This is a genomic window from Legionella massiliensis, from assembly GCF_000756815.1.
GTDB lineage: Bacteria > Pseudomonadota > Gammaproteobacteria > Legionellales > Legionellaceae > Tatlockia > Tatlockia massiliensis.
Genome location: NZ_CCVW01000004.1, coordinates 696543 through 702542, shown reverse-complemented (window position 1 = coordinate 702542; position 6000 = coordinate 696543). Strand labels below are relative to the sequence as shown.

Genomic DNA, 6000 nt, shown 5'->3' with positions numbered 1-6000 from the left:
TGATGATACATGATGAAATGGGAATAAAATCCCGAAATACACTTTGGTTATATCTTAAGAATTAAAAAGAGGCTAGGACAATTGGGACGGCTGGGACAGCATGTAAACACTGGCTTTAAACTGTCCCGTTATGTCCCAAAACTTAAAAATAATGGGACAAATTTCTGGTTCATTGCAAAACTTATTCCCAGCCCCAAAACTTAATAGTAAAAACATATACTCTAGACGTTCCTACCCCCTTGATTCTGGGCTTTTGCGTAGGCGTTCCATCTGCTGCAGGTACTAACCAACCCTCATTTATTAATACCCGTACTACTGATCGTGGCTCAAATCCCTGACAGAGTTCGTTTTTAAATACTCCCGGTAAAACCATAAATCATCGGTTTTATAGAATCCTGCACGATTTTGAATCCGAGCATTGTTTGGATCATTCACGTTATCAAAACGACTAGTGCCATAAGATTCAAAAAAAGCCTTAACCTGAGCCAAGATTGCTCTGTCTTCTCGATTTCCATCACTACCAAAATGCTCTAGCCATGCTTGGTAACATTTATAAGCTGCATTTTGGGAGTCGCCTGCTGCCCAGCCAGTCAAACCATATTGGCTGGCTAACTCACCTGCAACAGCAACTAAAGCAAAACGGCGTGCTACTCGGATAATCTGTTCCGTTGAACCCGGTAGGACAACCCTATTCACAAACTCCTGTATTGACTCAGCAATCTTTTCCGCAATACTTTGTTGATTGGCAACGACCTTCTGCAACCAGGCTAACCCTACCGCACCATAATACTTAGAGGCATATTCTTTTAAGGATAAAGCCATAGTAGCTGGACTAAGCTGATTATGGATTTTTTCAAAAATTCCCATCTTCAATCCAGCATCGGCTTCAATATCAGCAAGCCTAATCTCCTGACCGACATTTGTCTTTTGACCTACTTTGGCCATAAGAGACATTAAGGACTCCTCGCCTGCGGAGAGAAAGAACAATTACCAGCGAGATGATGGTCTAACTGTTCCCTGACGCGAGGCGCGTGTTTTTCCTTGGCCATTAGCGAGTAGATAAGCTGCCTCCCCTGTTTCTTTTGGTTCCATCTGACTTAATTCATCGAGAATCAACAAGCCGTCATTATGCAAGGCAGCCAAGCCTTCAAGGTCGTTAGTCGTGCTACGCCATAATCGGCAATAAGCTTGAGGATTTCCCCAAACCGAAGCAGCTACTTTTAAAGCAGTACTTTTGCCGCTTGAGGAAGCACCTCTGAAGTGAAAACCACCAGAATCTTCTCCTGCAATCCTTGCCAAAGCTGGAGCAAAAGCAGCAGAGATAGCGAAAATCAATCGTGAATTGCCAGATGCGAGCAGTGCTATTGTTTCCCGCCAATTTTCAACGGTACCCGATACAGACATTGCTGATTCGACAGCATGGCTATTTTGGAAAACAACTTTCTCGGAAGAATGACCAATGGTTTGCGAAGCAGCAACAAAAATATCCTCATGCCAGCCCAGCTTATCAACGCATCGCGCCCTATCTTCTACAGGAAAAACCTGCAAATAACTAATGAGTAAATCGCGAGCTAGTCTATTCGGCGAAATGGTTAAACCAAGACAGGCTAACTCTCTTCTCACCTCAGACGCATCGCCTTGTAATAGAGACAGAGGCACTGCCCATTGATGAGTCACCCGATCATCATCCTGCCATTCCAATAATCGCCCCCACTCTCCGCTTTTCGCATCACGGGTTTTAGCCACTACGTGTAAAAACGAGCAAATCCATCGGGGAGCGGTTGGATTGCCATCTTTGTCTTTGCCATAAAACGACAGACCCTGCTCAGTTAATTTAAAATACCCGCCTGCATAGTCACAGAGCACAGGATAATTATTGTTTGTATTTTTTAATGTAATAACTTGGTTTTGTTGCATGACTATTTCCTCCAGCAGAGTTCATGGAAGAGAGAAAATCTATCCTTCCGTGAACAGTTTATTCATTCAGTGACAAGTGAAAGGAACTGCCCTTCATCACAGGTAGAACGATAGATTTTTTGTCGCTGGAGAAATGACATAACGTCAGATTTACGATACAAAACCTTGCGGCCAATTTTAAGGTAAGGAACACCCTTTCCTTCCCAACGATTACGTTCTAAAAGCTGGGTTGAACAGTCTAAAACTGCTGCTAAAGTTTGTTGATTAAATAAAGCAGAATCTGGTGCAGATTCAAATTCGTTTAATAGTCGTAAACGGGTTTGTTTATTATTCATATAGCCCTCATCAAATGATTTATTCATTCAGCATAATATCGACGGTTTGCGTCTTGCTCGATGAATATCAGTTGACTATCCGGCCGGGTTCCCTTGAGGGAAAAAGTCGTGATATTTCGTTTGCCGTCACTTTAATTGAACCGTAAAAATTCACAGTTCAGACGAAGTATTGCGTGGAATTTAAAGGGCCGTCAAGGGCTTTGGAGGCTTACGATCAGAATGATACTAAATGATATCGATTGATACTCAAAAAATTTTTCTTGCCGGATTTGTCCCTGATGTCCCAATTGAATTTTTTACTTTGGGACAACAAAATTCAGTGTTTGTATAGTTGTCCCTGTGTCCCGTTTGTCCCAGTGATTTCTATTAACTGATTTTCATAAATCGCGGAACTATGGAACCCTCATATTCAACTTGCTCAAAAAACATTATTTTAGGTCGAACCCAAATTTGATCTTTACCAAACTCTTCGCATTCATAAAGCGCTTTATAAATAATCATCTCTTCTAATGTTTCACTATGTCTGGCTACACCAATCACCTCGTATAAATTTTTATTTTTAAAATGCTGGTATTTGCCACAATAATCTTCGTTAGCTGATTTCATTTACATTGTTCTCTATTCTACTATATTTGCACCGAAGTAATTTCTTTGCTCTGTACTAATAAATGCTCGCATCGCTTTGTGATAATTTCCTGATACTGCCTTAAATATTTTTTTTCATTCTCATCAACTAACAATAATTTGATTTCCTCTTGCAAAGCATCTGTTAATCTTTCAATTAAATATATCAAACGATTTGTTACTAGCGATCTTGGTAATCGGCAAGTATCTGCAAAATCAGCTAATTGATAAGCATAGATGTTATTCTCATCAAATTCATCGCCTAATGCCATAGCTAGTGCATGCTCATATTCAGGGTACATTTTTATATTGACCAAATCATAAAAGGGTGCCAGTGAAATACCCTTTGAGCCAACAAAAAAACTTATATTTTTCCCGTGAGCATCACAATTAAAAATCAAAATATTAAATAAAACCCAATCAAGGATTTGTTGCTTGGTTTTTGCAGGATTTATACACTGATTAGCAAAATCAAACAGCTTAGGTAAGCTTACCCCATCCCTAATATGTGCCACATCCCTGCTATTTCCAAAATTTTGTTCATATTTGTAATCGGGTGGTAGATTCAGTGCTTGACAACCATCTATTAAGTGGCGTCTTTTCACAATATTGTTAGTAATCGATTTCCTGTCAAAGCGCTCTACCAATAAAGCTGAATGCGGGCCAAAATGTTTTATCTGGACATTCGCCACATTTAAGGCACAACGTTTAGCTAAACGCATAGAAAGATATTCGTTTAAAACAATAGATGAATTTTTTTTTGTCTCAAATTTGAGGATATGAGTAGAACACAAACTACCTTCTCCAAAACCAAGCTGTCCCTGATCGTTAAGGACTACGTTAATTTTATCCTGTACTCCGGCAACTGAAAGACGAGGTTTTCCATCCCAAATGATTAGACTATATCTGTCGCGATGGTCTAAACGTTGTGCTAATTCCTCATCAGTGATTACTCGAAAATTAGCTTGCTCTGGAATTAGTTGATTAGAGGCTAATATAACTAAGGAACCCGGTGTATCTAGTCCTAAAGCTCGAACCAGACCAAAGGTATTGTTTCTACTTAAATGAAAGTTATTCAATAATTCTTCTAGAGCAGCTCCCTCGGGTAATAAATTTCGTAGGAATCGCTGCACATTTAGTGGTGGAATCTCTTGCTGCAAGGGCAAATGTGGAGAAACTGCATACCCTTCTCTTTTCCAGGGATCAGAATAATTCCAATATAACTGATCATCGATAAGTGCTAGTTGCGCTATTTGATCTTTGCCTAAATAAACATCTAAAACCTGCTTAGCTCCAATCATTTTCACTCTCATTACTTGTCCATGGCGCTACATGGAGTTTTATTCCTAATGCAGAACAAATTTGTAATACGCTTCCTAATTGACAAGTCGATTGGCCATGTTCAACTTTCATCAATGTATCTTTAGCTACACCGCATAATGCAGCTGCATCCTCTAAGCGCAAATCACTTTGCGTTCGACGCGCCTTAATTATTTTTCCTAGCAACTCTGCGGTAATTACTTGTTGCAGATTCGGCGTTTCTAATTTTTTGATTTGCTTGGCCATATAATCCTACTACTATAGTCTTAATTAGAAATCTTAATGAAACCTCTTCATTAATCCTACTATTATAGGATTAATCTAAAGAAATAGTAAATTTTAAATATAATCCTATACAAATAGGATTATATTTAAAAAGCTAATTAATTTCTTCAACTTCTGGAGTATTAGCCATCTGACAATTTAAATGATCAGCGATACGTTGCATAGGAGTTCTTAATCGTTCAACATCCCGCATAATATAGCCAGCTGTCACATCATTTGTCATTTTGTGATTCAACAAGCGCTTTAGTGCATAGGCCGGTAAGTCCAAGCTTTCTGCTGTTGTAGCAAAGGTTCTTCTTAAATCATGCACTGTAAAAGAAACTCCCGAGAGTTCGACCACTTTTAACATTGCCTTTCTTGGTTCCACAACATGACCACTTTTACTTGGTGCAGGAAAAACAAATTCTTTTGTTTTGCTTTGCTTCCTTCGCAGGAATAATTAATAGAGAACATCAGACATAGGCAAGGTATGAATCTCTCTATTTTTAGTATCTTGTACAGTAAAGGTCTTCGCTTGAAAATCGATGTCCTTCCAAGACAAAGAAGCTGCTTCCATCCGTCTTAAGCCTGTATAAAGAATCAATAAAAAATAATCTTTCCACATCGTTGCTTGCGGATAACTTTCTTGCTCACCGAGCTTTGTTAAAGCCTCAGACCAAGCAGCTAATTGATGATTTTTGATCATGGTATTTTTACGATCGACTCGGTACCAACTACGCGCATGTGATAAATATTCCACTGGATTAATCGCAATAATAGGTTGGCCATCATCTAACTGATACTCATGAACAGCAAAATTAAATACCGCACGTAAAACTCGCATCGCATAATTAGCCCGTGCTTTACTATTCGTTTGGCCATATTGCGCGTGACGCTTGGCAATCATTTCTCTTGTAATATTAATCAGGGGTTTGCCAAGCCCATCAGGCATCACTTGCTTTAGAACACTTTGATAATCTTTGATAGTCAGCGCTTTTAAATCTTTACGGGCTTTAAGGTAATCATTAAACACCTCCTGCAAACTAAGCGATTTAATTTTATTTGTCTTCTTCTCAGCAACAGGATTATCCCCTTTCGCAACTTGCCCTAATAAATGTTTTGCCTGCTTGCGTGCTTCCTCAGCAGTAAGCTGACCATACTTGCCCAGAGTAATGCGTTTAACTTTATTGGCAATACGAGTTTCAACAACAAAGCTTTTTACTCCGGCAGCAGTCACTCTTAATGCAAACCCCTTTAATTGCTCATCTCGATAAAACACCTGATCTTTTCCTTCCACAGGTTTGATTTTATCAATCACCGATTTAATGAGTTTCACCGACTTATTGTTTTCCATATTCTTCTCCAGAGAAAACCGAGGATTAATTTCCATGTAGACACAATGTAGACAGATTATTTAAAACGAATTAAGAGTTAAAAAATCTCAACAAGCGATAATGTACTTGATTTTAAAGGGATAATAAAGATATTTAAAAATTATTGAGGGATGCTAAAACATGAATAATTAGGATTGAAAATCCTT

4 protein-coding genes and 2 pseudogenes are annotated in these 6000 nt (G+C 38.8%); all 6 read right to left on the bottom strand.

What is annotated here, in order from left to right:
- Positions 1–181: 181 nt before the first annotated feature.
- Positions 182–1917 (bottom strand): annotated as a pseudogene (locus BN1094_RS17750) (DUF927 domain-containing protein).
- Positions 1918–1979: 62 nt separating this feature from the next.
- Entirely contained in the window at positions 1980–2252 is a 273-nt protein-coding gene (locus BN1094_RS17745) for a MerR family transcriptional regulator (RefSeq protein ID WP_043874534.1), read from the bottom strand.
- Positions 2253–2618: 366 nt separating this feature from the next.
- On the bottom strand, positions 2619–2858 hold the full coding sequence (locus BN1094_RS17740) for a DUF1653 domain-containing protein (RefSeq protein ID WP_043873812.1): 240 nt from the start codon (positions 2856–2858) through the stop codon (positions 2619–2621).
- A 20-nt stretch (positions 2859–2878) separates the two neighbouring features.
- Entirely contained in the window at positions 2879–4177 is a 1299-nt protein-coding gene (locus tag BN1094_RS17735; RefSeq protein ID WP_099908996.1) for a HipA domain-containing protein, read from the bottom strand.
- Positions 4164–4442 carry a helix-turn-helix domain-containing protein gene (locus BN1094_RS17730; protein ID WP_043873813.1) on the bottom strand — a complete coding sequence of 93 codons (279 nt, stop codon included), beginning with the start codon at positions 4440–4442 and terminating at the stop codon, positions 4164–4166. The genes BN1094_RS17735 and BN1094_RS17730 overlap by 14 nt, the downstream gene beginning before the upstream one ends.
- 133 nt (positions 4443–4575) lie before the next feature.
- Positions 4576–5814 (bottom strand): annotated as a pseudogene (locus BN1094_RS17725) (tyrosine-type recombinase/integrase).
- Between the last annotated feature and the right edge of the window lie 186 nt (positions 5815–6000).